This is a genomic window from Enterobacter sp. I4, assembly GCF_022669095.1.
GTDB lineage: Bacteria > Pseudomonadota > Gammaproteobacteria > Enterobacterales > Enterobacteriaceae > Enterobacter > Enterobacter pasteurii.
The window spans coordinates 592,624-619,525 of sequence record NZ_JALBUO010000003.1 but is presented as its reverse complement, the minus strand read 5'-3'; the positions used below and the strand labels follow the sequence as shown (position 1 = coordinate 619,525).

General features: G+C 57.8%; 25 protein-coding genes. 12 read left to right on the top strand and 13 right to left on the bottom strand.

Features of this window, described 5'->3' with window-relative positions; translation table 11 throughout:
* The first annotated feature begins 115 nt into the window (after positions 1-115).
* Positions 116-313, top strand: a complete 198-nt coding sequence (locus MOQ06_RS22210) for a YbdD/YjiX family protein (RefSeq protein ID WP_014169079.1) — start codon at positions 116-118, stop codon at positions 311-313.
* Here the strand turns inward: MOQ06_RS22210 and MOQ06_RS22205 are convergent.
* The 4 genes from MOQ06_RS22205 to MOQ06_RS22190 all read right to left on the bottom strand — a co-directional run bounded on the left by MOQ06_RS22205 (position 310) and on the right by MOQ06_RS22190 (position 3,064).
* The gene (locus tag MOQ06_RS22205; protein ID WP_176610920.1) at positions 310-714 is read right to left on the bottom strand and encodes a helix-turn-helix transcriptional regulator; all 405 of its coding nucleotides are present in this window, start codon (positions 712-714) and stop codon (positions 310-312) included. The genes MOQ06_RS22210 and MOQ06_RS22205 overlap by 4 nt on opposite strands.
* Positions 689-991: a type II toxin-antitoxin system RelE/ParE family toxin gene (locus tag MOQ06_RS22200; RefSeq protein ID WP_242174831.1), complete on the bottom strand. Its 303-nt coding sequence runs from the start codon at positions 989-991 to the stop codon at positions 689-691. The genes MOQ06_RS22205 and MOQ06_RS22200 overlap by 26 nt, the downstream gene beginning before the upstream one ends.
* 183 nt (positions 992-1,174) lie before the next feature.
* Positions 1,175-1,918, bottom strand: a complete 744-nt coding sequence (locus MOQ06_RS22195; RefSeq protein ID WP_242174829.1) for a 3-oxoacyl-ACP reductase family protein — start codon at positions 1,916-1,918, stop codon at positions 1,175-1,177.
* Positions 1,919-1,975: 57 nt separating this feature from the next.
* The gene (locus MOQ06_RS22190; protein ID WP_242174828.1) at positions 1,976-3,064 is read right to left on the bottom strand and encodes an oxidoreductase; all 1,089 of its coding nucleotides are present in this window, start codon (positions 3,062-3,064) and stop codon (positions 1,976-1,978) included.
* A 159-nt stretch (positions 3,065-3,223) separates the two neighbouring features.
* Between MOQ06_RS22190 and MOQ06_RS22185 the strand changes: the two genes are divergently transcribed.
* The 5 genes from MOQ06_RS22185 (at position 3,224) to MOQ06_RS22165 (ending at position 12,411) form a co-directional block, all read left to right on the top strand.
* Positions 3,224-4,726 (top strand): sugar ABC transporter ATP-binding protein, encoded by a 1,503-nt coding sequence (locus MOQ06_RS22185; protein WP_242174826.1) that lies wholly within the window; start codon positions 3,224-3,226, stop codon positions 4,724-4,726.
* A complete protein-coding gene (locus MOQ06_RS22180) occupies positions 4,723-5,718 on the top strand; it encodes an ABC transporter permease (protein WP_242174824.1) in 996 nt (331 codons plus the stop codon). The genes MOQ06_RS22185 and MOQ06_RS22180 overlap by 4 nt, the downstream gene beginning before the upstream one ends.
* Before the next feature lie 19 nt (positions 5,719-5,737).
* Complete coding sequence (locus MOQ06_RS22175) at positions 5,738-6,796, top strand: sugar ABC transporter substrate-binding protein (RefSeq protein WP_242174822.1); 1,059 nt, start codon at positions 5,738-5,740, stop codon at positions 6,794-6,796.
* A gap of 88 nt (positions 6,797-6,884) precedes the next feature.
* The gene (locus MOQ06_RS22170; RefSeq protein ID WP_242174820.1) at positions 6,885-8,126 is read left to right on the top strand and encodes an LVIVD repeat-containing protein; all 1,242 of its coding nucleotides are present in this window, start codon (positions 6,885-6,887) and stop codon (positions 8,124-8,126) included.
* A gap of 127 nt (positions 8,127-8,253) precedes the next feature.
* Positions 8,254-12,411, top strand: coding sequence for an Ig-like domain-containing protein (locus tag MOQ06_RS22165; RefSeq protein WP_242174818.1), 4,158 nt, complete (start codon positions 8,254-8,256; stop codon positions 12,409-12,411).
* A gap of 29 nt (positions 12,412-12,440) precedes the next feature.
* On the opposite strand, the gene mtnK is transcribed toward MOQ06_RS22165, so the two are convergent.
* On the bottom strand, positions 12,441-13,640 hold the full coding sequence (gene mtnK / locus MOQ06_RS22160) for an S-methyl-5-thioribose kinase (RefSeq protein WP_242174817.1): 1,200 nt from the start codon (positions 13,638-13,640) through the stop codon (positions 12,441-12,443).
* A 105-nt stretch (positions 13,641-13,745) separates the two neighbouring features.
* Here mtnK and mtnA point away from each other — a divergent pair, with 105 nt between their 5' ends.
* Both mtnA and MOQ06_RS22150 read left to right on the top strand, forming a co-directional pair.
* Positions 13,746-14,762 carry an S-methyl-5-thioribose-1-phosphate isomerase gene (mtnA, locus tag MOQ06_RS22155; protein WP_242174815.1) on the top strand — a complete coding sequence of 339 codons (1,017 nt, stop codon included), beginning with the start codon at positions 13,746-13,748 and terminating at the stop codon, positions 14,760-14,762.
* Positions 14,763-14,804: 42 nt separating this feature from the next.
* Positions 14,805-15,275 carry an SRPBCC family protein gene (locus tag MOQ06_RS22150; RefSeq protein WP_193356016.1) on the top strand — a complete coding sequence of 157 codons (471 nt, stop codon included), beginning with the start codon at positions 14,805-14,807 and terminating at the stop codon, positions 15,273-15,275.
* A gap of 66 nt (positions 15,276-15,341) precedes the next feature.
* Here MOQ06_RS22150 and MOQ06_RS22145 read toward each other — a convergent pair whose 3' ends face one another.
* The 3 genes from MOQ06_RS22145 to MOQ06_RS22135 are packed head-to-tail and all read right to left on the bottom strand — an operon-like array spanning position 15,342 to position 17,205.
* Positions 15,342-15,908 carry an acireductone dioxygenase gene (locus tag MOQ06_RS22145; RefSeq protein WP_148419252.1) on the bottom strand — a complete coding sequence of 189 codons (567 nt, stop codon included), beginning with the start codon at positions 15,906-15,908 and terminating at the stop codon, positions 15,342-15,344.
* Positions 15,905-16,594, bottom strand: a complete 690-nt coding sequence (gene mtnC, locus MOQ06_RS22140) for an acireductone synthase (protein ID WP_242174814.1) — start codon at positions 16,592-16,594, stop codon at positions 15,905-15,907. Before mtnC ends, MOQ06_RS22145 begins: the two co-directional genes overlap by 4 nt.
* A complete protein-coding gene (locus MOQ06_RS22135; protein ID WP_242174813.1) occupies positions 16,591-17,205 on the bottom strand; it encodes a methylthioribulose 1-phosphate dehydratase in 615 nt (204 codons plus the stop codon). Before MOQ06_RS22135 ends, mtnC begins: the two co-directional genes overlap by 4 nt.
* 124 nt (positions 17,206-17,329) lie before the next feature.
* Here MOQ06_RS22135 and MOQ06_RS22130 point away from each other — a divergent pair, with 124 nt between their 5' ends.
* The gene (locus tag MOQ06_RS22130; RefSeq protein ID WP_242174812.1) at positions 17,330-18,490 is read left to right on the top strand and encodes a pyridoxal phosphate-dependent aminotransferase; all 1,161 of its coding nucleotides are present in this window, start codon (positions 17,330-17,332) and stop codon (positions 18,488-18,490) included.
* Here MOQ06_RS22130 and MOQ06_RS22125 read toward each other — a convergent pair whose 3' ends face one another.
* From MOQ06_RS22125 to MOQ06_RS22115, 3 genes are all read right to left on the bottom strand, one after another.
* Positions 18,491-19,117 (bottom strand): ParB/RepB/Spo0J family partition protein, encoded by a 627-nt coding sequence (locus tag MOQ06_RS22125; RefSeq protein WP_242174811.1) that lies wholly within the window; start codon positions 19,115-19,117, stop codon positions 18,491-18,493. It abuts the gene before it with no gap.
* A complete protein-coding gene (locus MOQ06_RS22120) occupies positions 19,102-20,325 on the bottom strand; it encodes a phosphoadenosine phosphosulfate reductase (RefSeq protein ID WP_242174810.1) in 1,224 nt (407 codons plus the stop codon). The genes MOQ06_RS22125 and MOQ06_RS22120 overlap by 16 nt, the downstream gene beginning before the upstream one ends.
* A gap of 173 nt (positions 20,326-20,498) precedes the next feature.
* Positions 20,499-21,398: a LysR family transcriptional regulator gene (locus MOQ06_RS22115; protein WP_242174809.1), complete on the bottom strand. Its 900-nt coding sequence runs from the start codon at positions 21,396-21,398 to the stop codon at positions 20,499-20,501.
* Between the two features lie 638 nt (positions 21,399-22,036).
* Between MOQ06_RS22115 and ahpC the strand changes: the two genes are divergently transcribed.
* Positions 22,037-22,600 (top strand): alkyl hydroperoxide reductase subunit C, encoded by a 564-nt coding sequence (ahpC, locus tag MOQ06_RS22110; protein WP_014882974.1) that lies wholly within the window; start codon positions 22,037-22,039, stop codon positions 22,598-22,600.
* Between the two features lie 147 nt (positions 22,601-22,747).
* A complete protein-coding gene (gene ahpF, locus MOQ06_RS22105; protein WP_242174808.1) occupies positions 22,748-24,313 on the top strand; it encodes an alkyl hydroperoxide reductase subunit F in 1,566 nt (521 codons plus the stop codon).
* 59 nt (positions 24,314-24,372) lie between these two features.
* On the opposite strand, the gene uspG is transcribed toward ahpF, so the two are convergent.
* Positions 24,373-24,801: a universal stress protein UspG gene (uspG, locus tag MOQ06_RS22100; RefSeq protein WP_047052967.1), complete on the bottom strand. Its 429-nt coding sequence runs from the start codon at positions 24,799-24,801 to the stop codon at positions 24,373-24,375.
* A 181-nt stretch (positions 24,802-24,982) separates the two neighbouring features.
* Here uspG and MOQ06_RS22095 point away from each other — a divergent pair, with 181 nt between their 5' ends.
* The gene (locus MOQ06_RS22095) at positions 24,983-26,221 is read left to right on the top strand and encodes a zinc-dependent alcohol dehydrogenase (RefSeq protein ID WP_176610902.1); all 1,239 of its coding nucleotides are present in this window, start codon (positions 24,983-24,985) and stop codon (positions 26,219-26,221) included.
* Positions 26,222-26,328: 107 nt separating this feature from the next.
* Here the strand turns inward: MOQ06_RS22095 and rnk are convergent, their stop codons facing one another.
* Positions 26,329-26,739 (bottom strand): nucleoside diphosphate kinase regulator, encoded by a 411-nt coding sequence (gene rnk / locus MOQ06_RS22090; RefSeq protein WP_148419232.1) that lies wholly within the window; start codon positions 26,737-26,739, stop codon positions 26,329-26,331.
* Positions 26,740-26,902: the final 163 nt, after the last annotated feature.

Sequence of the window (26,902 nt, the reverse complement as noted above, 5' to 3'; positions counted from 1 at the left end):
TAACCAGATATACCCCTCACCCTAACCCTCTCCCCAAAGGGGAGAGGGAACTTAGAACCCCCTCTCCCTTTGGGGGGAGGGCCGGGGTGAGGTGAAAACAAACGAGAAATGACCTATGTTCGACACCCTTTCCAAAGCAGGTAAGTACCTGGGCCAGGCCGCCAAAATGATGATTGGCGTGCCGGACTACGATAACTACGTTGAGCATATGCGCGTCAACCATCCGGACCAGACGCCAATGACGTACGAAGCATTTTTCCGCGACCGTCAGGATGCCCGCTACGGCGGCAAGGGCGGGGCGAAGTGCTGTTAACCCTCTTTCGGTAAATAGAGGCTGATCTGCTCCTGCTTACAGCCGTAAATCGCCGCCAGCTTCTCACGGGTGCGCTTTTGCGGACGGGAGTCCAGCGCTTCCAGCTGTGATACGGCGGACTGGCTGATGCCGAGTTTCTCCGCCACCTCCTGCTGCGACATGCCGCGCAGGATGCGCCAGGCGGCCTGCAGGCTGACGTTTTGGCTGTGCATTACGTTGCAGACCTCTCCCGGTAGGCCTACGTTATCGTAGATGTCTGACTCATAAGGAATATCCTCCCAGTCGTTTTCATCGTCGTCGTCGTACTCCAGCATGGCTAAGCGCATACGAAAGTATTCACCGTAAGGAATGACGACATACTGGTTTTTTCCTTCTTCATCCTTTATGAACTGAATAGCCATATTCCGTATGTTCCTCATGAAGGTAGGTGGTAGTTGTTCGGCGTTTTACTGCCACTACGTAGCAGGTATCGCCCGGCGGATCCCCAAAGGTGTAGATGACCCTGTAATCACCTAAACGCAGCCTGTAGTGGTTTTCGGGAAAAGATAATTTCTTGATATCCGATACAGGTGAAGCTTTATCGTCCATCTTCTCCAGCCTGAATTTAATGCGGTTCTGATACCGGTTATCGATTTTAGAAAATTGTTTCTCTGCCGTTTTTGACCAGACAATCTTCATCCGTACCTCCACTGTACGCCCACACAAAACATAAGGAAATAATAAGACTATTAGATAAATTCCGAATTTCTTATGGGGAACTGTAGAGCGGAGAACAAACGCAGGTAAGAGGCAAAACGCAAACCGTCGGGGCGGCTCGAAAACGCCTCTGCCGGGCGACAGAGGCTTACAGAAAATGTGCGATCAGGCGTTCAAACCGCCGTCCACGTCCAGCCCCGTACCGGAGATCTGTCCGGCGGCCGGGCTGGCGAGGAAGGTGACCGCCGCCGCGATGTCTTCCGGCTGGCCGTAGTGACCGACGGCAATCATCCGGCGCTGGGCTTCCGCCTGCTCCCCGTCCTCGGGGTTCATGTCGCTGTTTGTCGGTCCCGGATGAACAAGGTTAACGGTGATGCCGCGCGGGCCTAAATCGCGCGCCAGGCCGCGGGTGAGGGAGTTCAGGGCAGATTTGGTCATGGAGTAAACGGCAATGCCGGGCTGCGCCACGCGGTTTGCCAGACAGCTGCCGATATTGATGATGCGCCCGCCGTCGGACATGTGCACCAGCGCTTCCTGAATGGCAATCACCACGCCGCGAATGTTGACGTTGATAAGCGCGTCGATGTCCGCCAGCGTCATGGACTCCAGCGGGCCACCGCGCGCAATCCCGGCGTTATTGACCAGAATATCCAGCCCGCCGAGGGCGCGTGCCGCCTGGGTGACGGCGTCCTGAATCGCCTGCGCGCTGGCGCTGTCAGCCTGAATGGCCTCGCCGTGCCGCCCCAGCGCTTTTATCTCATCGGCGACCGCCTGGGCTTTATCGACGGACTTTTCATAGGTGATAACCACATCGGCACCGGCGCGCGCCAGCGACAGCGCGATAGCACGGCCCAATCCCCGGCTGGCGCCGGTAACCAGCGCTTTCTTACCTGATAAATCGATCTGCATGATGACCTCGTTACGAGAGTGGTGAGAATCATCATTAGGTATAGCCCGTCGGCGCGATTAACGGCTGAAGGATTCCACCTTTTCAAACGCGGCGCGCAGAACGTCTGGCGTGAGCGTAACCGGTAAATAGTGAATCGACTCCACCGGGCGCAGGGTGTGGGCAATGACCTTGTCTAGCTCGTCGCGGTTATGGATATCGACCTCCAGCGCGCGAAGCGTGGTCGGCAGGTTAAAGCGCTGATAGGCCGCTACCAGCTGGCCCAGCACGTCGTCCTGGCCGAGCAGGGCGCTCTGCACCAGGATGCCGTAGGCCACCTTCGTGCCGTGGAGGTATTTTTCCGTCTGCGGCAGCACGGTTAAGCCGTTGTGCACCGCATGTGCCGCCGCCACGCGGGTATAGCGTTCGCCCAGACCGCCGACCATACCGCCACCGGCGATAACGGCGTCCACCACGTCCCGAAACGCCTGCGTCTGGTCGCCGCGCTGCTGGTCGGCCAGCGCCTCTTCGCTGCGCTCCAGCAGCACGTCGCGGATCGCCAGCGCGCCGTTGAGGCCAAGACGCACGGTCAGCGGCAGGTTTTCAGGCTGCGGCGCGAGTACGACCGCCTCATACCATTTCGCCAGCGTATCGCCTATCCCCGCCAGCAGGTAATCCGCCGGGGCGTTAAGGATGATCTGCGGCTCCACCAGCACCAGGAAATTGGCGTCGTCAAAAATCTCGAACTGCAGCGCCTGACCGGCATCGTTGTACCAGACGGAGAGCGGCGTCCACGCAGCACAGGTAGCGGCAATCGTGGGAATGCCAACGAACGGCACCCCTAAACGACGCGCCACGGCCTTAACGGTATCCATTACCGCACCGCCGCCGATGCCGATCGCCACGCGGGTATCGCTGCCGGCGTCGTTCACCAGACGGGTGACGTCGCGCTCGCTGCAGTGGCCCTTAAACAGCAGGTGCTTTGCTCCCGGCGCGCTAAAGCTCTCCGGCAGAAAAGGGCGCGCGCCTTCGATAGCGCGCTCGCCGTAGATCCACACCGCGCGGGAGAGCTGCTCCGGGGTAAAAAAGTCATTCAGATGCGCAAGGCTTCCAGGGTGCGAGAAGTAGTTCGCCGGGCCGGGTACGACGCGGATATCGGTGTTGATCATGGTGTTGTCCTTTTTTAGCAAGCGCTAACCCGATGTTATGTCTGGACATCCGGATGGCTAATAATATTTCGCTTTATCTTATGCCTTTTCCGTCGTTGTCAGTCAACCGGAGCTGTGAAAAATTCGATAAATCAGAAGAGTAATGAAGGATTTACGCGGATGGTTTCCAGTCGCCTTGAGATGCGCGGTATCAGCCTGGCCTTTTCCGGCTTTCAGGCGCTGTCGCGCGTGGACTTTACCCTGAACGGCGGATCGGTGCATGCGCTGACCGGCGCCAACGGCGCGGGGAAATCGACGCTGATGGCGGTGCTGTGCGGAACGCACGGTCATTACGAAGGCGAAATCTGCATCAACAACCAGCTGGTAAGCGTGCGTGAACCGCTTGACGCGAAGCGGCTGGGCATTCACCTCGTGCAGCAGGAGGTGGACGTGGCGCTGATCCCGGGGTTAAGCATCGCCGAGAATATTATGCTCGACCAGCTGGCGCAGCCGGGGCACCGCTACAGCTGGTCCGCCGTTCGCCAGCAGGCGCGGCAGGCGCTGGCGCAGCTCGACGTGGCTCTGGACGTGCGCCGTTCCGTCGACGGCTGTTCGCTGGCCGAAAAGCAGCAGATTTTGCTGGCGCGGGCGCTGTCGCACCACTGCCGTTTTTTAATTCTTGATGAGCCCACCGCGCCGCTGGACGCACACGAAAGCGAGCGCCTGTTTGCGGTGGTGAGGCGCTTAAAGCAGCAGGGCATCGGCGTGGTGTTTATTTCTCACCGCATCCACGAGCTGAAGGCCATCTGCGACACCCTGACGGTGCTGCGCGACGGCAGGCTGATTGAGTCTGGCCCGATGGCGGACCTCAGCGGCGAAGCGATCGTCGAGAAAATGCTCGGCCACGTGCTGAGCGATATCTATCCGCCTCCGCGTCCCCCGCACGGTGAAGAGACGCTGCTGCGGGTGGAGGGGCTGCATGACGACGCGCTGCTGAAAGATATCTCCCTGCACCTGCGCAAGGGCGAAATCCTCGGGATTGCCGGGCTGGCGGGCGCGGGGAAAACCGAGCTCTGCAAGGCGCTGTTTGGCGCCACCAAAAGCCGCACGGCGTGCGGCGAGCTGAATCATCAGCCCTGGAAACCGCGCGACCCGGCCGACTCGGTGCAGCGCGGGCTGGCGCTGGTGCCGGAGGAGCGGCGCAAGGAAGGCATCTTTATTGACGAGCCGGTGAGCATGAACCTTGCCGTGTGCGCCGATAACAGCTTCTCGCGCTGGAGCCTCTTCGGCCATCGTCAGGCGTGGCGCTGGGCGGAAGAGGTCATTGCCCGCGTCGGCGTGCGAACGCGCGGGCCGGGGCAGGTGCTGCGTCGTCTTTCCGGCGGCAACCAGCAGAAGGTCGCGATCGGCAAATGGCTGCGCAATGATGCCAGCGTGCTGATCTTCGACGAGCCGACCAAGGGCGTGGACGTAAAGGCCAAAACCGATCTGTTTCAGCTGATCGACGGCCTGGCGCGGGAAGGCAAAGGGGTGATTTACGCCTCCGGCGAGTTTGCCGAGCTGGTGGGGCTGTGCGATCGCATCTGCGTGCTGTGGGACGGGCGCATCGTGGCGGAAATCGCCGGAGCCGAAGCCCGGGAAGAGACACTACTTTTTTATTCAACCGGAGGAACGGCGTCGTGAGCAAGGCCCTTTCAGTAACGGCGACGGTATCTGGCCGTCAGCAACTTTTCGACTTTCTCTACAGGTGGGGCATGCTGCTTACCGTCGTCGCGCTGGTGGCCATCTTTGGCCTGGCGTCGGACAGCTTCCTCGACCCGAACAACATCATCAACATTCTGCGCTCGATCGCCATCGTGACGGTGATCGCCGTCGGCGTGTCGATTTCGCTGACCGTTGGCGGGTTCGATCTCTCCGTTGGCTCCACGGCGTCGCTGGCGAACGCGCTGGTGATTTCGCTGTTCGTCTGGCACGGCTTCGGCACCACCGAGTCGATCCTGATCACCCTCGCGCTTTGTACGCTGGTCGGCCTGTTTAACGCCTTTCTGATCGTCATCCTGCGCATCCCGGACATGCTCGCCACGCTTGCCAGCCTGTTCGTCATTCAGGGCGTGGCGATGACCTACAGCTACGGCGGCTCGATTACCGAAAACATGGTGCTGCCGAGCGGCGACATGGCGGAAGGCACCATTCCGGCAGCGTTTGGCCTGCTGGGGCAGGTGCCAACCATCGTCATTATCATGCTGGCGGTGACGCTTCTGGCGCAGCTTGGGCTGTCGCTGACCACGCACGGCCGACGCATGTACGCCATTGGCGGCAACCCGGAGGCCGCGCGCCTCTCCGGCATTCGCACCACGCGCTACAGGGTGACGGCCTACGTGATTGCCTCGCTGCTGGCGGGGCTGGGCGGCATTCTGCTGGCCTCGCGCATCGGTTCGTCGCAGGTCAATGCGGGCGGTGGTTACCTGATGGATGCGGTAGCCGCGGCGTGGATCGGCTTTTCGCTGGCCGGGTCCGGCAAGCCGAACGCGCTGGGAACGCTGGTGGGGGCGGTGATCCTCGGCGTGCTGTCGAACGGGCTGGTGATGCTCTCCGTGCCGTATTACGCCATGGACATTATAAAAGGGCTGGTGCTCGCCGTGGCGCTGGCCATTACCTACATACAAAAACGCTGACAACGCAACGGGATAAAAAATGAAAAAGATTGCACGCTCTCTGGTGGCGCTTGGGTTACTGACTTCTTTGCCGGGCTTTGCGGCCGCGCCGGTGCCGTCGGCCATTGCTAACCACGACGGCCCGATCCGCATCGCGGTGATCCGCAACCTTGGCTCCGACGACAACACCACGCAGTTTGTCGCCGGGGCCATTCAGGAAGGGAAGAAGCTTGGCTTTAAGGTCAGCACCTTTTTAAGCAACGGCGATGACGCCAAATTCCAGGACTTTGTGAACCAGGCCATCAGCCAGAAATATGACGGGATTATTCTCTCTCAGGGCCGCGACCCGTACTCGACCGCGCTGGTGAAGAAGGCGGTGGATGCCGGGATTAAGGTTTCGGTGTTTGATACCGCGGTTAACGGCGACATCCCCGGCGTAACCGTCACCCGGCAGGACGATGCCTCCCTGACGACTCTCTCCTTCGGCCAGCTGGCAAAAGATTTCAACGGCAAGGCCAATATCGTCAGGCTGTGGGTGGCGGGCTTCCCGCCGATGGAGCGCCGTCAGGCGGCATATAAGGAGCTGCAAAAACAGTACCCGGACATCAAAGAGCTGGAGTCCATCGGCGCGGTCTCCTCTGACGTGCAGGGCGATACCGCCAACAAGGTGGGTGCGATCCTGGCGAAATACCCGAAAGGCAAAATCGACGCCATCTGGGGCACCTGGGACGCCTTCAGCCAGGGCGCGTACAAGGCCCTCAAAGAGAACGGCCGCACCGAGATCAAGCTCTACAGCATCGACATCTCCAACCAGGATCTGCAGCTGATGCGCGAGCCGGGCAGCCCGTGGAAGGTGAGCGTGGCGGTGGATCCAAAGCTGATTGGGGCGACCAACGTGCGCCTGATTGCCAACAAGATTGCCGGGGAAGCCACGCCAGCAACCTATGACTTCAAGGCCGCCGCGATCCCGCAGGCGCTCCTGACCGCCCAGCCGGGCGCGGTGAACGTGGCGTCGCTGGGAAAAATCATTCCGGGCTGGGGCCAGACGGAAGATTTTATTGCGCCGTGGTTTGCGACGCTTGCCGCTAAAAATAAATAAACCAGTTCCGGTGGCGTCAGGTGAAGCCTGATGCCCTCATCCTGGCCCTCTCCGACAGGAAGAGGGGGAAAACCAACAGGAGCTAACGGTGACGACACTGCCACCCCCAGAGTACAGCCGCAATATGCGGCTGATTGGCCATAGCGACCAGGGCGGTCGACCGGACGGCGTGCAGCTGATGGTGCATCGCGGTTTCGCCTATATCGGGCATATGGTGTCGCAGGGCTTTTCGATTGTTGACGTGCGCGACGCAAAAAATCCAAGGCCCGCGGGCTACGTGCCCGCGCCGCCGGGTACCTGGAACGTGCACCTCCAGGCGCACGACGATCTGCTGCTGGTCATCAACGCCCGGGATCTGTTTGCCGATGCCCGCTTCGCCGACGAGAAGGTCTACTACACTCGCCAGGTGGGGGAGACCGTCAGCGACGTGCAGGACAAAGGCTGGAGCGCGGGCCTGCGCGTATTTGACATCTCCGTGCCGGACGCGCCGCGTGAAATCGGCTTTCTGTCGCTGAGCGGCATTGGCATACACCGTATCTGGTACGTCGGCGGGCGCTGGGCGTACGTGTCGGCGCTGATCGACGGTTTTACCGATTACATCTTCCTGACCATCGACCTGGCGGATCCGCGCAGGCCCGAAGTGGCGGGGCGCTGGTGGCTGCCGGGGATGAATCAGGCCGAAGGTGAACGGCCGGACTGGCCGGAAGGCAAACGCTACGCGCTGCATCACGCCATCATCGCCGGGGATACCGCCTACGGCAGCTGGCGCGACGGCGGCCTGACGCTGCTGGACGTGAAAGACCGCGCGCAGCCGAAGCTGATTAGCCACCGCAGCTGGAGCCCGCCGTTTGGCGGCGGGACGCACACCGCGCTGCCGCTGCCGGACCGCTCCCTGCTGGTGGTGCTCGACGAAGCGGTGCTGGATAACCAGCAGGACGGCGAGAAGCTCATCTGGCTGTTTGATATCCGCGAGCCGGCTAACCCGGTGAGCATCTCCACCTTCCCGCAGCCGGATGAGCGTGACTATGTGGCAAAAGGCGCGCACTTCGGCCCGCATAACCTGCACGAAAACCGGCCGGGGAGCTTCGTCAGCTCAACGCTGATTTTCGCGACGTATCAGAACGCGGGCGTGCGCGCGTACGACATTTCGAACCCGTACCGGCCGGTAGAAACGGGGGCGCTGGTACCTGCTGCTCCTGAAAGGATGATGGATACGCGCCCGAACCGTCCGCAGGTGATCCAGTCGTGCGACGTGTTTGTGGATGCGCAGGGGATTATTTACAGCACGGATTATAATGCGGGTTTATCGGTGATTGAATATTTGGGATAAAAAAGAAGGGGGCTGAAATATATATTTGGTGAATGATTATATTTATGGATTCTTAAAATAAACGCACCGACTTTATCTTTAAGTCCTGATACGTACTATGGCTCTTTTTTATTCAAGGATGAATGTAATGAGCCTGAAAAAATGTGCAGCCTGGTTGCAAATAGCACTGCAGCTGCTTCCGCCGTCGTTATTTTCGCTGGGAGCGACGCCCGTCGCCGCTCAGGATAAGGTATCCGAGCCGCAAAGCACCGAGCGGGTGGTAGCGCAAACCGCCGTGCAGGCGGGGTCGCTGCTGGAGAGCGGCAGCGGCCATTCTGTCGCAAGCGCAATTACGTCCCAGGCAACAAATACCGCCACGCAGGAAATTGAGTCCTGGTTAAATCAATTTGGTACCACGCGTCTGAATATTGGTACCGATGAGCATTTTTCCATTCAGGACGCGGCGCTGGATCTGCTTATCCCTTTATATGAGCAACAGTCCTCGCTGGTGTTCACCCAACTGGGCGGGCGTCGTCACGATGACAGAAATATCGTTAATGCCGGATTGGGCTACCGCGAATTTAATTCCAGCTGGATGTGGGGCGTGAACGCCTTTTACGATCGTCAGGTGTCGGCGAACCAGCATCAGCGGCTGGGCGTGGGGGCTGAGGCAGGCTGGGACTATCTGCGGCTTTCTGCGAATGGCTATTATCGCCTGAGCGACTGGATGTCGTCTTCACGCTATCAGGATTATGACGAACGCGTGGCGAACGGTTTTGACCTGCGTGCAACCGGCTATCTTCCAGCCTATCCGCAGCTTGGGGCGAACCTCATCTACGAACAATACTATGGCGAGCACGTCGGGCTTTTCGGAGACGATGAAAACGATCGTCAGAAAGATCCTTACGCGGTGACGGTTGGTCTGAACTACACGCCCGTTCCGCTGATTACCCTGGGCGTAAACCAAAAAATGGGCAAAGGCGAGGCGTCGGACACGCAAATAAGCTTCGCCCTGAACTGGGCGCCTGGCGTGCCGCTGAGTGCCCAGCTTGACGCAGATCGGGTAGGGGCTCAACGCACGCTGATGGGGTCACGCAAGGCGCTGGTTGAGCGTAACAACAATATCGTTCTTGATTATCGCAAGCAGGAGCTGATTTCGCTCTCGCTGCCTGAAAATATTGCCGGTGAGGAGAACGCCCGGCAGACCGTCACGGCAAAAGTGACGTCAAAATACGGGCTCGAGCGCATCGAGTGGAGCGGCGACAGTCTGATCCGCCACGGGGGGAAAATTACCGTGGGTGCCGATCCGGCCCAGGCGGTGATTACGCTTCCTGCCTGGCAGAGCAGCGGCTCAAACGTCTATCCGCTAACCGCTACCGCCACCGACAAACACGGCAATACCTCTAATACCGCGCGAATGGAGGTGAGCGTTAACGGCATAGACGTTAACGCCTTACAGTCCAGCCTGACGGCATCACCCGCCAGGCTTCCGGCGGATGGTACCAGCCAGTCTGCGCTAACGCTGACGCTGAAAACCGCCTCAGGAGAAGTTGCCACCGGCCTGGCGGAGCGCCTCAGTACAGCGCTTACGCTAAAAAATAGCGTGGCGTCTGCTGCCGCGGCGGTAGCGCCAGAGGTAAGCCAGTTCCGCGAATCGGCGCGCGGCGTTTACACGGCGACGCTCACCAGCGGCACCACTCCGGCGACCATCAAGGTGCAGGCGCTGATCGACGGAACGGTTAAACTCGCTACCGCGTCTGTTACTGAGGAGGCGATTTCCGTTAATCCTCAGATCGCTACCCTTGAGCCGTCGACGCTGAGTGCGCCAGCAGATGGGGTAACGCCGGTCTCGATTGTCGCACGCGTAGTCGACCAGTATGGCGCTCCGCTGTCAGGGCAGGTCGTGATGTGGTCTGCGGATAATGCAGCGGCTCTGCTGTCAGACAAGCAGTCCACCACCAACGAACGCGGGGAGGCCAGCATCCGGCTGACCAGCCGCGATGTGATTTCAACCGTGGTGAGCGCGCAGCTGGAGGGGGGAAACACGCTCTCGACACCAGCCCTGAAATTTATTGCGGATGTTGCCAGCGCCCGGGTGGAAACGGTAACTGCCGATAAGCAGAAGGTTGTGGCGAATAATAGCGACAGCGTAACCTACACCGCACTGGTTGCTGACGGCAGCGATCATCCCCTTGGCAACGTTACGGTCAACTGGACCGTTAAGCGTGAGGATGGGACTCAGGTAGCGAGCAAAACCTCAGTGACGGACAGCGCGGGTAACGCCACGTTATCTTTATCGTCGGCAAAGACGGGCGTTGTCTGGGTTTACGCCGACGTGAACCAGAAAAATGTCATGAAAGCCGAGGCCGTGACGTTCGTGGCCGATACCAGCACGCAGCGCATTGCCGCGGTAACAGCAGATAAACAAGAGGCTATAGCAAACGGCAGCGACGGTATTACCTGGACGGCGCAGGTGCGCGATCTGCAGGGTAACGCGATTTCGGGCGTGGCGGTTAACTGGTCGGCAGATAACGCTGACGTTAAGCTCGCCGACAACGCTACGCTGACGGACGCGCGGGGAAATGCTTCGCTGGTGGTTACCTCGCTGAAATCAGGCAGCGTGGTTATAACGGCCCGGACCGCAGAAAGCGCACCCGTTCGTGCTGACAGCGCGACCTTCACGGCCGATCTCACGACCGCGAAACTGACGGAGATGGCCGCCGACAGCGTGACCGCGGTTGCCAACGGCACCGACGGTATTACGGTGAGCACGACCGTTGTGGATGCCAATAATAACCCGGTAGTCGGGGCGCAGGTTGACTGGGAGGTGAGCCCTTCCGGCGCGACGTTATCCGATACGGCCAGCGTTTCGGATGCAACCGGTAAGGCGAGCGTGACGTTACGCTCTGACACGGCGGGGAACTATGCTCTCCAGGCAACGCTTGGCAGCAGCAGGTTAAGCGTGTTGAATCTGACCTTCACGGGTGACACCACGACGGCAAAGATAGCTACCGTAACTGCGGATAAAACGACCGGCATCGTGGCCGACAGCGATACCGTAGTATTAACCGCAACCGTGGTGGATAGCCATCAGAACCCTGTACCAGGCGCCGCCGTTAGCTGGAGCAGCACTCATGCCGCCGACGTGACCCTGACGCCAGCTTCAGCAATGACCAATGCGCAAGGGCAGGCTGAAACGCGCTTCTCATCGCGCAAGGCGGGAAACATGACGGTTACCGCAACGGTGAATGGTAGCGGTCAGACGCTTACTCTCTCTGTGATCGGTAATCCGGCGACAGCGCAATTTACGAGCCTCAGTGCGGATAAAAAAGAGGCGGTGGCTGACGGGAACGCGACCATACGCTGGACCGCCACCGTCGAGGACGCCAACCATAACCCGCTCAGCGGTGTGGATGTTGCGTGGCGTGTAGATAACAGCAGCGTGAAGCTTGCCAGCACCAGCACGAAAACCAATGAAGCGGGTCAGGCGGCTGTAACGGCGTCAACGACAACGGCCGGAACGGCAACGGTTAGCGCAACAGTTGTCGGTTCAACGGCGGCGATAAACGCGGAGCCAGTAACATTCACTGGCGATGCGACCACCGCCAGGGTTGAGAGCCTCAAGGCCAGTTCTGACCACGCGGTAGTCAACACCGACCGCATTACCTACACCGCGGTGGTGAAAGACGTAAACGGTAATGCCGTTAAAAATGCGACGGTCAGCTGGAGCACCACGCTTAATACGCTTTCAGCGCAAACCAGCGTGACTAACGGCAGCGGCGCAGCGACCGTGAAGCTGAGCGGCCCGGATACCGGTACGGCAAAGGTGAGCGCTGCAATCAATAACGCCGCTAAAACCGATCAAACGGTGGTGTTTATTGCCAGCTATTCAGCCATGTGGAGCATCACCGGTTCGACAGGGGCATTCAGTACGGGCGCAATATTTGGCTTCCCTTCGCTGGGGTTCGTGGCAACGGGAAGCACAAAGGGGCCGACGTCTCTGGTGTGGACCGCAGAAGGTTACAGCACGCTTGTCGTGCCGATGAAGGACGAACAGGGCAATACCCGGGACGTGAAAATTCGCGCGCAGCGCGGCTCTGACTGTTCCACCCGTCCGTTCAACGTGGCGGTTTTGTGTAGCACGTGGGAAACCACGGGCTATCGCGCCAGCCTGAAGTATGTGCAGGCCGATAACCCGGATCTCCCGAGCGGGGTATACCGGGGAGATATCAAGTTTGCCGGTAAGGACTGGCATTCGTCGTGGTCACTTGATTACACCGTGTCCACCACGCTCACCCAAAAATGACGCCTAAACCTCCCGAAAGGGAGGTTTTTTTAGCCGTACTGACGCACTCTCGCCACCAGCTCTTCCGCGCTGTCGATACGGTCGGCAACGACAATCAGCGCCTTGCCGAGCGTAATCGCGTGGCGCAGGCATTCGTGGCGCATGGCGTCATCCGCAATGGTGTCGATATCCGCAACGTGAGAAAGCCCCACGCTGCGGCGAATCAGCTCGGTGCCGCAGAAGCCGATGGCGTCGTGCCAGACCTTTTTCAGAAACGCGGAGGCATAGCCCGGCGCGCTGAGCGCGGCGTCGCGCGCTTTGTCGTTCACCAGCGCCTGGAAGCGTTCCGCGAAGGTATTCCACAGCTCCTGAATATCGCTCAGGCGCTGCTCGCGCGCGGCAGCGGCATCGCGAATGCCCAGATGCCCCGGCAGGCCGCAGAAGTTCAGCAGCAGGTTGCCGATGGCGGTGCCCACGTCAAAGCCAATCGGGCCGACGTAGCCGAACTCGGCGTCGATGGCCTTCAGGCTACCCTCTGCCACGAAAATCGATCCGCTGTGAATATCGCCGTGCAGGAGCGCTTCGGCGTGCGAGAAGAAGCGGTGCTTGAGGGAGGCCACGGCAATTTTCAACTGGGCGTCGTCGCGCAGGGCGGCGACGTCATTTTCCAGCTCGCCAGGGTAGCTGTTGCGTTCGTGGATCAGGTACGGATCGTTGAAGAACAGATCTTCGGTGATCTCGCACATCTCCGGGTTAATGAATTTCGCCACCAGCGCCTTTTTGTCGTGCGGATGCAGGTAAAAGTCGCTGGTGTGGAACAGCGCGTGCGCGAGGTATTCACCCAGCTGACGCGCTGCCTGCGGGTAGTAAGTGTTGTTAATCAGCTCGCCGCGCCAGATGCGGTAGCTGGAGAGATCTTCCATCACCATCACCGCCAGCGCCGGATCGTAGTGGTGGATTTTCACCGTATGCTGCGGGCTGTGCCGGTAATGCTCGACCAGGGTTTGCGCCTCAAGGCGGGCGCGGTCCAGCGTCAGCGGCCAGGACTCGCCGACGCAGCGCACGTAGGGCAGCGCCTGCTTAACGATGATGCGGCTTACACCCTGAGCATCGAAAATTTTGAAGACCAGATTGAGGTTGCCGTCGCCCACCTCGTGCGCCTCTACCAGCGATGACGGATCGTCAAGACCGCCAAACTGCCTGGCATACTCCACGGCGTCCTGAGCGGTAAAGGTACGGTATTGCGACATGGCCTGCTCCTCACGAGTTTTACTAATTAAGACATGTAGACGTCTATACATCTGGATTTCATCCTGACACAATGTGCTACAACAACGCAACAGGGAATTAACGACATGCAGACATTACAGACGACCAGCCTGCGGGTGGCGGATAACCGGCTATTTATTCTCGACCAGCAGGCCCTTCCGCAGGAGAAACGCTGGCTGGACGCTTCTACGGTAGAGGCGCTGGTCGGGCATATTCATGCCCTGCGGGTGCGCGGCGCGCCGCTGATTGGTCTCTCTGCAAGCCTGCTGCTGGCGCTGCTGGCGGAAAAAGGTAAACCCCGCGACGAACTGGCGGTGGCGCTGGAAACGCTTCGCGCGTCCCGTCCAACCGCGGTGAACCTGATGAACAATCTCGACCGCATGAGGCTTGCGCTCCGGCAGGACGATTTTGTTTCAGCGCTCGCAACCGAGGCGTTACGCCTGATTGATGAGGACAAGCGGCTTTGTGACGCCATCGCACGGGCGGGCAGCGCGCTGGTGAAGCCCGGCAGCCGCCTGCTGACCCACTGCAATACCGGCGGGCTGGCTACGGCGGGCGTCGGTACGGCGCTGGGGGTGATTGCCCGGGCGCATCAGGAAGGTAACGTCAGCAACGTCTGGGTGGATGAGACGCGCCCGTTGTTACAGGGCGGGAGGCTGACCGCCTGGGAGCTTGGCGAACTGGGCGTGCCGTATCGGCTGATTACCGACTCCATGGCGGCCAGCCTGATGGCAAAAGGGGAGGTGGATGCCGTGTGGGTGGGGGCAGACCGTATTGCCGCCAACGGCGACGTGGCGAACAAAATTGGCACCTACTCGCTGGCGGTGCTGGCGAAATTTCACGGCATTCCGTTCTACGTCGCCGCGCCGCATACCACGCTCGATCCGGACTGTCCGAACGGTGAGGCGATCCCGATTGAGCAGCGTGCCGCCAGCGAAGTGACCGGCGTGGCGGGAAGTTTCGGCGCGGTCCAGTGGGCGCCGGAAAACGCGCAGGTTTATAACCCGGCGTTTGACGTCACGCCAGCCTCGCTGATTAGCGGCTGGGTGCTGGATACGGGCGTGGTCACGCCGCAAGAGGTGGCGAAAGGGAAATTGGCCTGAGTACGGCTATCCTTTAAGGGGTTCCCTAAAGAGGACGATATCGTGACGCTCGATCCTGAAACTGACTTAAAACTTGAACGCGTGGTGGACGCACCGCGCGACCTGCTATGGCTCTGCTGGACCACGCCAGAGCATATCAAGAACTTCTTTATTCCTGCCCCCCATAAGGTGATCGAATGCGATCTCGATCTGCGCGTGGGCGGACGGTTCAATACCGTTTTCGACGTGGACGGGCAGCGGATGGATAACCGGGGCGTGTTCCTTGAAATCGATCCCGGCAATAAGCTGGTCTTTACCGACGGCTATACCGAAGGCTGGAAACCGGCCGGGAAGCCGTTTATGACGGCGATTTTATTGCTGGAAGATGTCGGAGAAGGCAAAACCCGCTATACGGCGATTGCGCGCCATCCAACCCGGGAAATTCGCGAGCAGCATGAGCAGATGGGCTTTCATGAAGGGTGGGGGATAGTGCTGGATCAGCTGGTGGGGTATGTGAAGGGATTGAAGGGGTAATGCGCGCTGATGCCCTCACCCCAGCCCTCTCCCACAGGGAGAGGGAGCAAACATTAAAAACCGCAGCTATAGCTGCGGTTTTGCTTTCACCTGGGCCAGGCGCGGATACGCATCCGCAATTGCATCACCGGTAAACTGGGCCACCCAGCCCTCCGGATTATCGAATATACGAATGGCCGTAAAGTTAGGCTCGGAACCCATATCAAACCAGTGCGGCGTGCCCGCCGGTACGGAGATCAGGTCGTTTTTCTCGCACAGCACCTGATACACCTCATCGCCAATGTGCAGGCAGAACAATCCCGCGCCTTCCACGAAAAAGCGCACTTCGTCTTCCCCGTGGGTATGCTCGTTCAGGAACTTCGCGCGCAGCGCGTCTTTCTGCGGGTTGTCGGCGCGCAGGCTAATCACGTCCCAGCTCTGATAGCCTTTTTCCGCCACCAGCTTATCGATCGCATGCTGATAGGCTTCGATCACCGCCTCTGGCGCGGGATCCTGTCCTATATCACGATCCGCCGCCCAGCGCTCAAAACGCACGCCTTTGGCGTTGAGCCGTTGGGCGATTCCGGCAGCGTCGGTGCTGTGCCACAGGGGCTTACTCGCGTCTTTATCAGAATAAATGGTCAATGCGCTCATGAAGGGATCTGCTCCGGGTTAATCTCGTCAAACTGGTGAACCTGATGGTGATGGCTCGCGCCGTCATCTTCACCGCGAATCAGCTGCAGGGTGCGGAAACCGGCCTGTTCAGCCGCGTCCAGCTCCTGATGAATATCCGACAGGAACAGGATCTGCGACGGTGCGATGCCCGTTTGCGCCGCTATGTTCTGATAAGACTGCACCTCGCGCTTGGCACCAATGTGCGTATCAAAATAGCCGCTGAACAGATGAGTAATATCACCTTCGTCGCTGTAGCCAAATAACAGTTTCTGCGCGGCCACGGAGCCAGAAGAATAAACATACAGATCAATACCCTGCGCTTTCCATTTTTCCAGCGCGGGCAGTACGTCCGGGTAGAGATGGCCGTTAAAGTCGCCGTTCACGTAGCCGTCCTGCCAGATAATTCCCTGCAGGGCCTTCAGCGTCGTGGATTTACGATCTTCATCCATAAAGGCGAACAGCGTATTGATAAGGTCGCTGATGCTGGCGTGGGGAACGTCGATTTCTTCGCGCAGGTTGTCCAGAATTGATTTGACCGGCTCGGCGTACTGCTGCGCGGTCACAAAGGCCTCCAGCCGCTCACGCGCGTAGGGGAACAAAACGTCATGGACAAAACGAATATCGCTGGTGGTCCCTTCAATATCCGTCACAATCGCGCGAATCATACTCTCTCCAGTTGTCGTAAACGCATTTCGCATTCAATTAAGAATTCTAGTCCTTCCAGATGACGGCGGGCTTCGCCCACGTCACGTCCCCAGCAGGTTAAGCCATGGCCGCGCAGAAGAAAACCATAATTAAGCGGGCGTTCCTGCGCGTATTGGGCGATTCGCGAGGCGAGGGCGTCGATGTCCTGGTCGTTATCAAACACCGGGATGGCGACCGTATCCAGATGCGTTGTCTGCCCGGTGAGGGATTTTTGCATCTCAAAACCGTGGATCTTGAGCTCGTCCTCGTTGACCAGACGCGACAGCACCGTGGCATTCACCGTGTGAACGTGCAGCACGGCGTTGGCCTCCGGGAAAAGGCGATAAATCAGGGTGTGCAGCCCGGTCTCTGCCGACGGCTTACGGCCAGACGGCGCGCGGCTGGTGGCTATCTCCACCTGAAGAAAATCGTCGGTGGTGAGGCTACCCTTGTCTTTGCCGGATTCGCTGAGCCAGCACAGACGTTCGTCCTGACGCACCGACATGTTGCCGCCGGTGGCGGGTGCCCAGCCTCTGGCGCCAATCCAGCGGCAGGCCTCGACCAGCTGTGTGAGTTGCAGGTTGTCTGTCATTTCCTTTCCCTCCCGGGCGGCCGGGAATATTGATATAGTTTAGACGTCTAAGCGTCTTGATTGCCAAAGACTAACATCGTGTTATAGTGTCAGCAACATAAGTATTACATGCAGGTACTGCACCGTGAGCGATAACGCATTGATTCCGCAGAGTAAACTACCCAGCCTCGGCACCACGATCTTTACGCAGATGAGCGCCCTGGCGCAGCAGCACAACGCCATTAATCTCTCGCAGGGGTTCCCGGATTTTGACGGCCCGACCTTTTTGCAGGAGCGTCTGGCGTACCACGTTGCGCAGGGATCGAATCAGTATGCGCCGATGACCGGCGTACAGGCGCTGCGCGAAGCCATTGCAGATAAGACGGCTGAGCTGTACGGCCACAGGCCCGATGCGAACAGCGATATTACGGTTACCGCAGGGGCGACCGAAGCGCTGTATGCGGCGATAACCGCCCTGGTGCGTACGGGCGATGAGGTTATCTGTTTTGACCCGAGCTACGATAGCTACGCCCCGGCGATCGCGCTTTCAGGGGGCGTGGTAAAACGCGTGGCGCTCCAGCCGCCGCATTTCCGCCCCGACTGGCAGGCGTTTGCCGCGCTGCTGAGCGACAAAACCCGGCTGGTGATCCTGAATACGCCGCACAACCCGTCGGCGACGGCGTGGCAAAAGCGCGACGTTGAAGCCCTGTGGCAGGCCATCGCCGAACGTGAAATTTATGTTCTGAGCGACGAGGTGTATGAGCACATCTGCTTTGCAGAGGAGGGGCACGCCAGCGTGCTGGCCCATCCGCAGCTTCGCGAGCGTGCAGTTGCGGTGTCGTCATTCGGTAAAACCTATCATATGACCGGCTGGAAGGTGGGGTACTGCGTGGCGCCCGCCGCCATCAGCGCTGAGCTGCGCAAAGTGCACCAGTACCTGACGTTTGCGGTGAACACGCCAGCCCAGCTGGCGCTGGCGGATATGCTGCGCAGCCAGCCCGGACACTACCGCGAGCTGCCGGATTTTTACCGCGCGCGTCGGGATCTGTTTGTAAATGCCCTGCGCCAAAGCCGTCTGGAGATCCTGCCGTGTGAAGGCACCTACTTCCTGCTGGCCGACTACAGCGCCATTTCCGATCTGGATGACGTCAGCTTCTGCCGGTGGCTGACGAAAGAGGTGGGCGTAGCGGCAATCCCGTTATCCGTTTTTTGCGCCGATCCCTTCCCGCACAGGCTGATTCGTCTCTGTTTCGCGAAACAGGAATCGACGCTGCTGGCGGCGGCTGAACGCCTTAGCGCGCTCTGATTATTTTACCGTCCAGGCTTCGGAGTAACGACGGTCTGCAAAGAGTTCCAGCAGGCCGTTGATTTGCTTGAGCCGCAGCACCTCGTCGCTGTCCATCCCCAGCTCCTGACTGATTTTCACGTCGTCCCAGCCAAGCTGCACCAGTTCACGCACGATGTCTGACATGGCGTGAATCTGATGCCGGCCGCGCGCGCGATTGTGGCGAATGGTGGCCGCCATCCGGTCGAACTTTTTCTGCCGCTCTTTGCGCAGGCAGGTGACCGGAAGATACCCTTTAAGCTGGCGTTTCAGCCCTGCCCGGGTGGTCCCAATTTCATGGCGATGGAAGCCATCGACGATTTCATAGTGGCGGTCACCACTTTCCGTCACCACGATGGGCTGGGTGAAGCCGTCCATCTCCAGAGAACGACACAGCAGCCGCTTTTCAGGAGGCGCGACGTTATTGGGGTTGTAATCGTTCGCGCCGATCTCGTCCTGTTTGATCCACAGCACGCAGTCGACAGGCTGTTCGCGAAAAGGGCTGTTTTCATGGATGGCCTGACGAAAGGCGTTAATGGCTTCAATACGTTCATCTTCGGAAAGCGACTGAAGATAGTTATTCAGTTCGCTTATTAATCGCTGTTGCATAAGATCCCCCACTCCTTGCGTTTTGATTTGATCCGTTCGCTGTACCGCTGATAGTGCTTCGGTTTATTGGGACTAAATGAAAGGGCACGACACCAGTAGTCATTATTGAGCAATACTTTGCACACCCGTCGCCAGGACGGAATATCCCTGGCGCCGATATCGCCCTCCTGGGTGTCGGGAATATCGGCCATGCCTCTCTTCTGATACCAGTGCAGATAAACGGCGATTTTATTGCGGTAATGTTCCGCTGTGGGCTGCGGCATACTGTCCAGGAGCAGCATGGCGTACGCTCGCCAGCTGAGCGCGTCGGGTTTCAGGATTTTGCGGTGGCCATAAAAGTGATTGTCCTGCCCGGCGTAGATGCCGCCGCTGCGCACGCCGCTTGCGCGTTCGCACATGGTTGCCCAGCGCTCCGGCTCGACGACGTGATACAGCCACAGGCCCTGACGCTGCTCGGGACCGAAGGGTTCGCAGATGCGCATATAGCGCGGGGGGACGCCGGCCTGAAACATCAGGTCATACAGTGGGTTATAGCAGCCGCCCGTTTTGGCAAACCATGTCCAGATATCGGCGGTTTTCCAGTCGTAAAGCGGATAGACGTACCAGGCGTGGCCGCCGGGAGCGACGGTCGTCCAGGGTTTGTCATCAGCAAAGCGCTGCTTGCGCGCGTTGGCGATAGTCAAAAAGCGATTGTAGGATTCGTCGGCGCGGATGCCCACCATCATGGCGGCAGGGCGTTTTTTGGCAAACCAGTCGGAAAAGGCGCGGACGAAGGCTTCAAACGTCATGCCCGGCTGATAGAAATCAAAGTAGTCCGGGCTGGTCACCGCACCAGCAGGCGGCTGGCGCACCCAGTTTTTACCCGGCTCCCAGCACTGCCATTCTGGCTGGAATTGTGAAAGCGAGTTCTGCGTGGTCAGCGGCAGGGCTACCCACCAGCTTTTCTCGATGATATCCGCGTACAGCGCGAGCATGTTATTCACATGATCAATAGTGGAGGTGAACTGCGCTTCCCAGTCAATAAAGAGCACGTGGATTTTCTTTCCCATTATTCGGGCCTGCTGCGCCGTTAAATGGAGCATGACGGTGGAATCCTTGCCCCCTGAAAATGAAACGCAGACTCTGGGTAAATGCTCAAGTGCCCACGTAATGCGCTCTGTCGCGGCTTCAAGGACATTTTGATTGAGTGGATACTTATAAATTGACAAGGGCAAACTCCTCCTGGAAATAAATACCGGATGGTTGTGTCAATACAGGAGAGAGAATAATAATAGTGAAAATAAAGACAGGTAAATGAAAAATAAAAATGTTTTCGATAACTATAAGTTGGAGTGATATTTAAGAGCAATGTACTGGCTGTGAAGTCCACAGCCATATCACGTCATTTCTCGGTAATTTCATCAATGAATTTCGAGAATACTGAGCTGTTAAGCGCGGAACGGTTGTAGATCATAAATACTTCGATAGGCGGTAGCGTGAAGGACGTTTCAATTCTTTTAAGGCGTAATACGTCCTGATATTTGGTAAACAGCGTTTCTGGCACATATCCAATTAAATGAGACGCGCTTACCATAGCCATGATTGAAAACAGCGAGTCGGTGCGAAAACCGATCGTCCTGTCAGCATGGACCTCTTCCGTTTTTGACTGATAGTGTTTGACGCCCGCCGCATCGCTCATAAACATCGTAAATTTTTCGGCCTGAAGTTCTTCTATAGTAGCAAAGTCCTTTATACGCGGATGATCCTGGCTGCACACGTGTATCACGTCGAAGCGAGCATAGGGAACGCAAACCATAGAGCGGTTGCTGACGGGAGCCATCGAGAAAATGAGGTCGGCTTTGCGGTACGCAAGCAGGTCTTCGGCGGAGTCAGCAGAGAGAAGCATGTCGTGGAGTTCAATCTCGTAATTATCCTCCCTCATCAATAATTTCATGGGGTTAATAAGATTGTTCGTTGTCAGAACCTGAAGGCAATAGATAACAAAATTCTTCTTAAGCGCTGACCCATGCATAATATTGATGGTTTGCTCAAGCTGATTAAGGTTTTGCTCAAGATGATGATGAAGATTGACCCCAACGGTCGTGGGCGTGATCCCTTTGCCCGAGCGGATAAACAGCGGATCGTTGAGCTGGTTACGCAGCCGCTGTAGCGACTGGCTGACCGCTGATGGCGTAATGTAGAGCGTTTCTGCTGCCTTACTGATGCTGAGATGTTGGTATATGCATTCGAATATGACCAGCAGGTTAAGGTCGAATTTTTTGAGATCGTAGAGGTTTGCCATTTTTCATCCTGAGCGTGCTGCGTTGCGTTATCTCATCACTGATAACTATAGAACTTAGTTAACCATTTACCATCCTGGTGGTTAACTCGCTTAATTATCATTAAATATGGGCTTAATATATCACGATGATAGATTAATGAAATAGTTCTTCAAAGAGTATTAAGGTATTTTTATCTTTAAAAGAGAAAACAGAATTGAATAAAAATAGTGTCATTTATATATAGACAAGTATTTATCACTCATTCTTATTTTTCCCGCCGGTGCGTCTGTACGGGCATCATATGCCGCGTTCGGTAAAACCTATCACAGCCATAGACACGAATGCCCCTCTGGCGGATTGCTCCGTGCCGTTGGCGGTGTTGTAATCAACGTGCTGTTACGGCCTTGATATAAAGGTATGTAGAGCGCAACGCAACGCCAGCTCAGGCTGGCACTGAAAGTTCCTGTGGGAAGTTCAGGTATCAGGGCCGCCCCAAGGGGCGGCCTTTTTACTTTTGCGCCTTTCCCGCATTTCGTTCACATGGTTGTCTTGTTCGGGTTGTTAGGTTTGGCTGATTGATTTGATAAAGCATACGCATTAGCCCCGATGAAGAAAGTTGGTTACCTTACATCTCAACGAAAACACGGAGGAAGTACAGATGTCCTTGATTAACACCAAAATTAAACCTTTCAAAAACCAGGCGTTCAAAAACGGTGAGTTCATTGAAGTAACCGAGAAAGATACCGAAGGCCGCTGGAGCGTGTTCTTCTTCTATCCGGCTGACTTCACCTTCGTTTGCCCGACCGAACTGGGCGACGTGGCAGACCACTACGAAGAACTGCAGAAGCTGGGCGTAGACGTTTACTCTGTGTCTACCGACACCCACTTCACCCACAAAGCGTGGCACAGCAGCTCTGAAACTATCGCGAAAATCAAATACGCGATGATCGGCGACCCGACTGGCGCCCTGACCCGTAACTTCGACAACATGCGTGAAGATGAAGGCCTGGCTGACCGTGCTACCTTCGTTGTAGACCCGCAGGGCATTATCCAGGCTATCGAAGTTACCGCTGAAGGTATCGGCCGTGATGCGTCTGACCTGCTGCGTAAGGTGAAAGCGGCTCAGTACGTTGCGTCTCACCCAGGCGAAGTATGCCCGGCGAAATGGAAAGAAGGCGAAGCGACGCTGGCTCCATCCCTGGACCTGGTCGGCAAGATTTAAGCCTGCAAAGCCCGGCGGCACTACGCCTGCACGGGCCTACACATGGGCGCACCTGCGCCCATTTCATTCCAGCACCATGATGCAAGTTGCATTCAGGCGGCCCTGTAAGGCGGCTTGCATGATGACGTTTTAAGAGAGGGAAGAATAATGCTCGACGCTAACATGAAAACCCAGCTCAAGGCCTACCTTGAGAAACTGACCAAACCAGTTGAGCTGATTGCCACGCTGGACGACAGCGCGAAATCGGCAGAAATCAAGTCGCTGCTGACAGAGATCGCCGAGCTGTCGCCGAAGGTGACCTTCAGGGAAGATAACGCGCTTGCCGTCCGTAAGCCTTCTTTCCTGATCGCCAACCCGGGCTCCGACCAGGGGCCGCGTTTTGCCGGCTCTCCGCTGGGTCACGAATTTACCTCACTGGTTCTGGCGCTGCTGTGGACCGGTGGACACCCGTCTAAGGAAGCGCAGGCGCTGCTGGAGCAGATCCGCGATATCGACGGTGATTTTGAGTTTGAAACCTATTACTCACTCTCCTGCCACAACTGCCCGGACGTGGTGCAGGCGCTGAACCTGATGTCGGTTCTGAACCCGCGCATTAAGCACACGGCGATTGACGGCGGTACGTTCCAGAACGAAATCACGGAACGCAACGTGATGGGCGTTCCGGCGGTTTATCTGAACGGCCAGGAGTTCGGCCAGGGCCGCATGACGCTGACCGAAATCGTTGCCAAAGTGGATACCGGCGCAGAAAAACGCGCGGCGGAAGAGCTGAGCCAGCGTGAAGCATACGATGTGCTGATTGTCGGTTCCGGCCCGGCGGGTGCGGCGGCTGCGGTTTATTCCGCACGTAAAGGGATCCGTACCGGCCTGATGGGCGAACGTTTCGGCGGCCAGGTGCTGGATACCGTAGACATCGAGAACTACATCTCCGTACCGAAAACCGAAGGCCAGAAGCTGGCAGGCGCGCTGAAAGCGCACGTCAGCGATTACGATGTGGACGTTATCGACAGCCAGAGCGCCAGCAAACTGGTTCCGGCGGCGGTGGAGGGTGGCTTACACCAGATTGAAACCGCCTCTGGCGCGGTGCTGAAAGCGCGCAGCGTGATTATTGCCACCGGTGCGAAATGGCGCAACATGAACGTGCCGGGTGAAGATCAGTATCGTACTAAGGGTGTGACCTACTGCCCGCACTGCGACGGCCCGCTGTTCAAAGGCAAGCGCGTGGCGGTGATCGGCGGCGGTAACTCCGGCGTGGAAGCGGCTATTGACCTGGCCGGGATTGTTGAACACGTTACGCTGCTCGAGTTTGCGCCAGAGATGAAAGCGGACCAGGTCCTTCAAGACAAAGTCCGTAGCCTGAAAAACGTCGACATTGTGCTGAATGCCCAGACGACGGAAGTGAAGGGTGACGGCAGCAAGGTGACCGGCCTGGAATACCGTGACCGTATCAGCGGCGATGTGCATAGCGTCTCGCTTTCGGGGATTTTCGTACAGATTGGTTTGCTGCCTAACACCACCTGGCTGGAAGGCGCGATTGAGCGCAACCGCATGGGCGAAATCATGATTGATGCCAAATGCGAAACCAGCGTGAAGGGCGTATTTGCGGCGGGCGACTGTACTACCGTACCGTACAAGCAGATTATCATCGCAACCGGCGAAGGTGCGAAAGCCTCTCTGAGCGCGTTTGATTATCTTATCCGCACCAAAACGGCATAATAAAAGAAAGTAAGACGACACCTGCAATACAGGAGGCCACCCAAAGGTGGCCTCTTTTTTTATCTGACGACCATCACCGGAATGTGGGTGTGGCGGATCACGCTGGACGCGTTCGACCCCAGCAGGTGAGTCGTGATAGACGGGTTGCGCGAACCGATCACCACCACGTCCGCGTTCAGCTCCCCGGCAAGCTCGTTAACGGCGTCGCGTACGCTACCGAAGCGGACGTGCGTTTTAATGCGGGAAGGATCGATGCTGAAATGCCCGACCATGGTTTGCAGGCGCGTTTCGGCTTCGTGCTGCAAATGCTCTTCGAAGCGACGCACGTCGGCGGCAAAGCGGTGCAGGCTCAGGCTGGCCGAGCCCGGCAAAACGTGCAGAAGATGAATAATCCCGTCCTGCTGCGCGAGAAATTCCGCGTGACGTACAGCCTTATCACTCAGTTCCATTTCGAAAACATCAACCGGCATAATGATTGTTTGATACATAACCGTTTCTCCTTGTTTATGAACGCTGTAATCATTCAACCACAAAATATAAATGGTTTCTGTAATCCCGACAGCACTTTTTTATCTCGCCAGGATAAATCTCAAAACAGCCGGAATCCGGGGCAGATCCCGTGAGGTAGCTACCCTTTTATAAGCTTACCCACACCCTTTCGGAGGTTGCATGAAAGCTCTTACCTATCACGGTCCCCACCATGTTCGGGTCGATAATGTTCCCGATCCCGGCATTGAACAGCCAGACGATATCATCCTGCGCGTAACCGCCACGGCAATCTGTGGCTCCGATCTGCATCTGTATCGCGGAAAAATTCCTAAGGTTCAGCACGGCGATATCTTTGGTCATGAATTTATGGGCGAAGTGGTGGAGTGCGGGAGCGAGGTGAAAAACGTGCAGAAGGGGGACCGGGTGGTGATCCCGTTTGTGATTGCCTGCGGTGACTGCTTCTTTTGCCAGATGCAACAGTACGCGGCCTGCGAAAACACGAACCGCGGGCAGGGCGCGGCGCTGAACAAAAAGCAAATTCCCGCCCCTGCGGCGCTGTTTGGCTACAGCCATCTTTACGGTGGCGTACCGGGCGGACAAGCGGAGTATGTGCGCGTGCCGAAAGGCAACGTGGGGCCGTTTAAAGTACCGCAGCTGCTGTCTGACGACAAAGCGCTGTTCCTGTCAGATATTCTGCCTACCGCCTGGCAGGCGGCGAAAAATGCCCAGATCCAGAAAGGCTCCAGCGTTGCCGTATTCGGTGCCGGGCCGGTGGGGCTATTGACCATTGCCTGCGCGCGTCTGCTTGGGGCCGAGCAGATTTTCGTGGTTGACCATCATCCCTATCGGCTGCGGTTTGCCCAGGAGCGCTACGGCGCCATCCCCATCAACTTCGATGACGATAACGACGCGGCGGAAAAAATTATCGAGCAGACGGCCGGGCAGCGCGGGGTGGATGCGGTGATTGATGCCGTCGGATTTGAGGCCAAGGGCAGCACGACGGAAACGATCCTCAGTAACCTGAAAATTGAAGGCAGCAGCGGCAAGGCGCTGCGTCAGTGTATCGCTGCGGTGCGCCGCGGCGGCGTGGTCAGCGTACCGGGCGTCTATGCCGGCTTCATTCACGGCTTCCTGTTTGGCGATGCCTTCGATAAGGGGCTGAGCTTTAAGATGGGGCAGACGCACGTGCATGCCTGGCTGGGAGAACTGCTGCCGCTTATCGAGAAAGGGCTGTTGACGCCGGAGGACATTGTGACCCATTACCTGCCGCTTGCGGATGCGGAGCGTGCCTATAAGATTTTCGAAAAGCGGGAGGAGGAGTGCCGCAAGGTCATTCTGGTGCCCGGGGCAGATACGCCGGAGGCAGCGCAGCAGCAGGTGAAGGGGCTGGTGAATGCTTTCCCGGGCGGCGTCGTGTGATGTCGCTCACCGGTGGCGTTTAAGCGACAGTACCGCCGCGACGAGGTTGCGGAAAGAGGATGCAGGTGCATCCTCTGTGCAAAGCGGGAGCGCTTGTTCAGAAGGGATTAACGTAGGTAATCGCCGGCAGCTTCAGGCTGGTAGAGCAGCTCGAGCACTTCGAGATGGGCAGAGGCTCCGCCCGGCAGTTCCCAGTGGATGGTATCGCCCGTGCGTAACCCAAGCAGCGCCGCGCCCACGGGAGCCAGAACCGAAAGCTGCGTGCTGCTGTCGGTCATCTGCGCCGGATAAACCAGCGTGCGGGTCAGCTCTTCCCCGGTGGTCAGGTTACGGAACCTCACCCGGCTGTTCATGGTGACCACATCGTGCGGCATGGTCTCAGGCGTACACATCTGCGCCCGGTCTAACTCCTCGTTCAGCGCATCGGCGACCGGCAGAGCGGCAAATTGTGGTTTTTCCAACAGGCGGTCAATACGTTCTGCGTCGAGTTCGTTGATGATAATTGTGGGTCTGGACATTTTTACTCCATGTCGTTAATGCTGCGCGTAACGCAGAAACCAATCCAAAAGAAAACCCTCGCCGTCTGGCAGCGAGGGTTTAACGTGTCTGATGATACTGTCTGAACCGGTAAGTTTGAAGTGATGAGCGTCACATTCATGCGCCATATGAATTTTTGGCAAT

Bases quoted from the DNA above. Each gene is read 5' to 3' on its own strand.
- MOQ06_RS22210 (WP_014169079.1), top strand. From the start codon at position 116: ATGTTCGACACCCTTTCCAAAGCAGGTAAGTACCTGGGCCAGGCCGCC.
- MOQ06_RS22205 (WP_176610920.1), bottom strand. From the start codon at position 714: ATGGCTATTCAGTTCATAAAGGATGAAGAAGGAAAAAACCAGTATGTC.
- MOQ06_RS22200 (WP_242174831.1), bottom strand. From the start codon at position 991: ATGAAGATTGTCTGGTCAAAAACGGCAGAGAAACAATTTTCTAAAATC.
- MOQ06_RS22195 (WP_242174829.1), bottom strand. From the start codon at position 1,918: ATGCAGATCGATTTATCAGGTAAGAAAGCGCTGGTTACCGGCGCCAGC.
- MOQ06_RS22190 (WP_242174828.1), bottom strand. From the start codon at position 3,064: ATGATCAACACCGATATCCGCGTCGTACCCGGCCCGGCGAACTACTTC.
- MOQ06_RS22185 (WP_242174826.1), top strand. From the start codon at position 3,224: ATGGTTTCCAGTCGCCTTGAGATGCGCGGTATCAGCCTGGCCTTTTCC.
- MOQ06_RS22175 (WP_242174822.1), top strand. From the start codon at position 5,738: ATGAAAAAGATTGCACGCTCTCTGGTGGCGCTTGGGTTACTGACTTCT.
- MOQ06_RS22165 (WP_242174818.1), top strand. From the start codon at position 8,254: ATGAGCCTGAAAAAATGTGCAGCCTGGTTGCAAATAGCACTGCAGCTG.
- mtnK (WP_242174817.1), bottom strand. From the start codon at position 13,640: ATGTCGCAATACCGTACCTTTACCGCTCAGGACGCCGTGGAGTATGCC.
- mtnA (WP_242174815.1), top strand. From the start codon at position 13,746: ATGCAGACATTACAGACGACCAGCCTGCGGGTGGCGGATAACCGGCTA.
- MOQ06_RS22145 (WP_148419252.1), bottom strand. From the start codon at position 15,908: ATGAGCGCATTGACCATTTATTCTGATAAAGACGCGAGTAAGCCCCTG.
- mtnC (WP_242174814.1), bottom strand. From the start codon at position 16,594: ATGATTCGCGCGATTGTGACGGATATTGAAGGGACCACCAGCGATATT.
- MOQ06_RS22135 (WP_242174813.1), bottom strand. From the start codon at position 17,205: ATGACAGACAACCTGCAACTCACACAGCTGGTCGAGGCCTGCCGCTGG.
- MOQ06_RS22125 (WP_242174811.1), bottom strand. From the start codon at position 19,117: ATGCAACAGCGATTAATAAGCGAACTGAATAACTATCTTCAGTCGCTT.
- MOQ06_RS22115 (WP_242174809.1), bottom strand. From the start codon at position 21,398: ATGGCAAACCTCTACGATCTCAAAAAATTCGACCTTAACCTGCTGGTC.
- ahpC (WP_014882974.1), top strand. From the start codon at position 22,037: ATGTCCTTGATTAACACCAAAATTAAACCTTTCAAAAACCAGGCGTTC.
- ahpF (WP_242174808.1), top strand. From the start codon at position 22,748: ATGCTCGACGCTAACATGAAAACCCAGCTCAAGGCCTACCTTGAGAAA.
- uspG (WP_047052967.1), bottom strand. From the start codon at position 24,801: ATGTATCAAACAATCATTATGCCGGTTGATGTTTTCGAAATGGAACTG.
- MOQ06_RS22095 (WP_176610902.1), top strand. From the start codon at position 24,983: ATGAAAGCTCTTACCTATCACGGTCCCCACCATGTTCGGGTCGATAAT.
- rnk (WP_148419232.1), bottom strand. From the start codon at position 26,739: ATGTCCAGACCCACAATTATCATCAACGAACTCGACGCAGAACGTATT.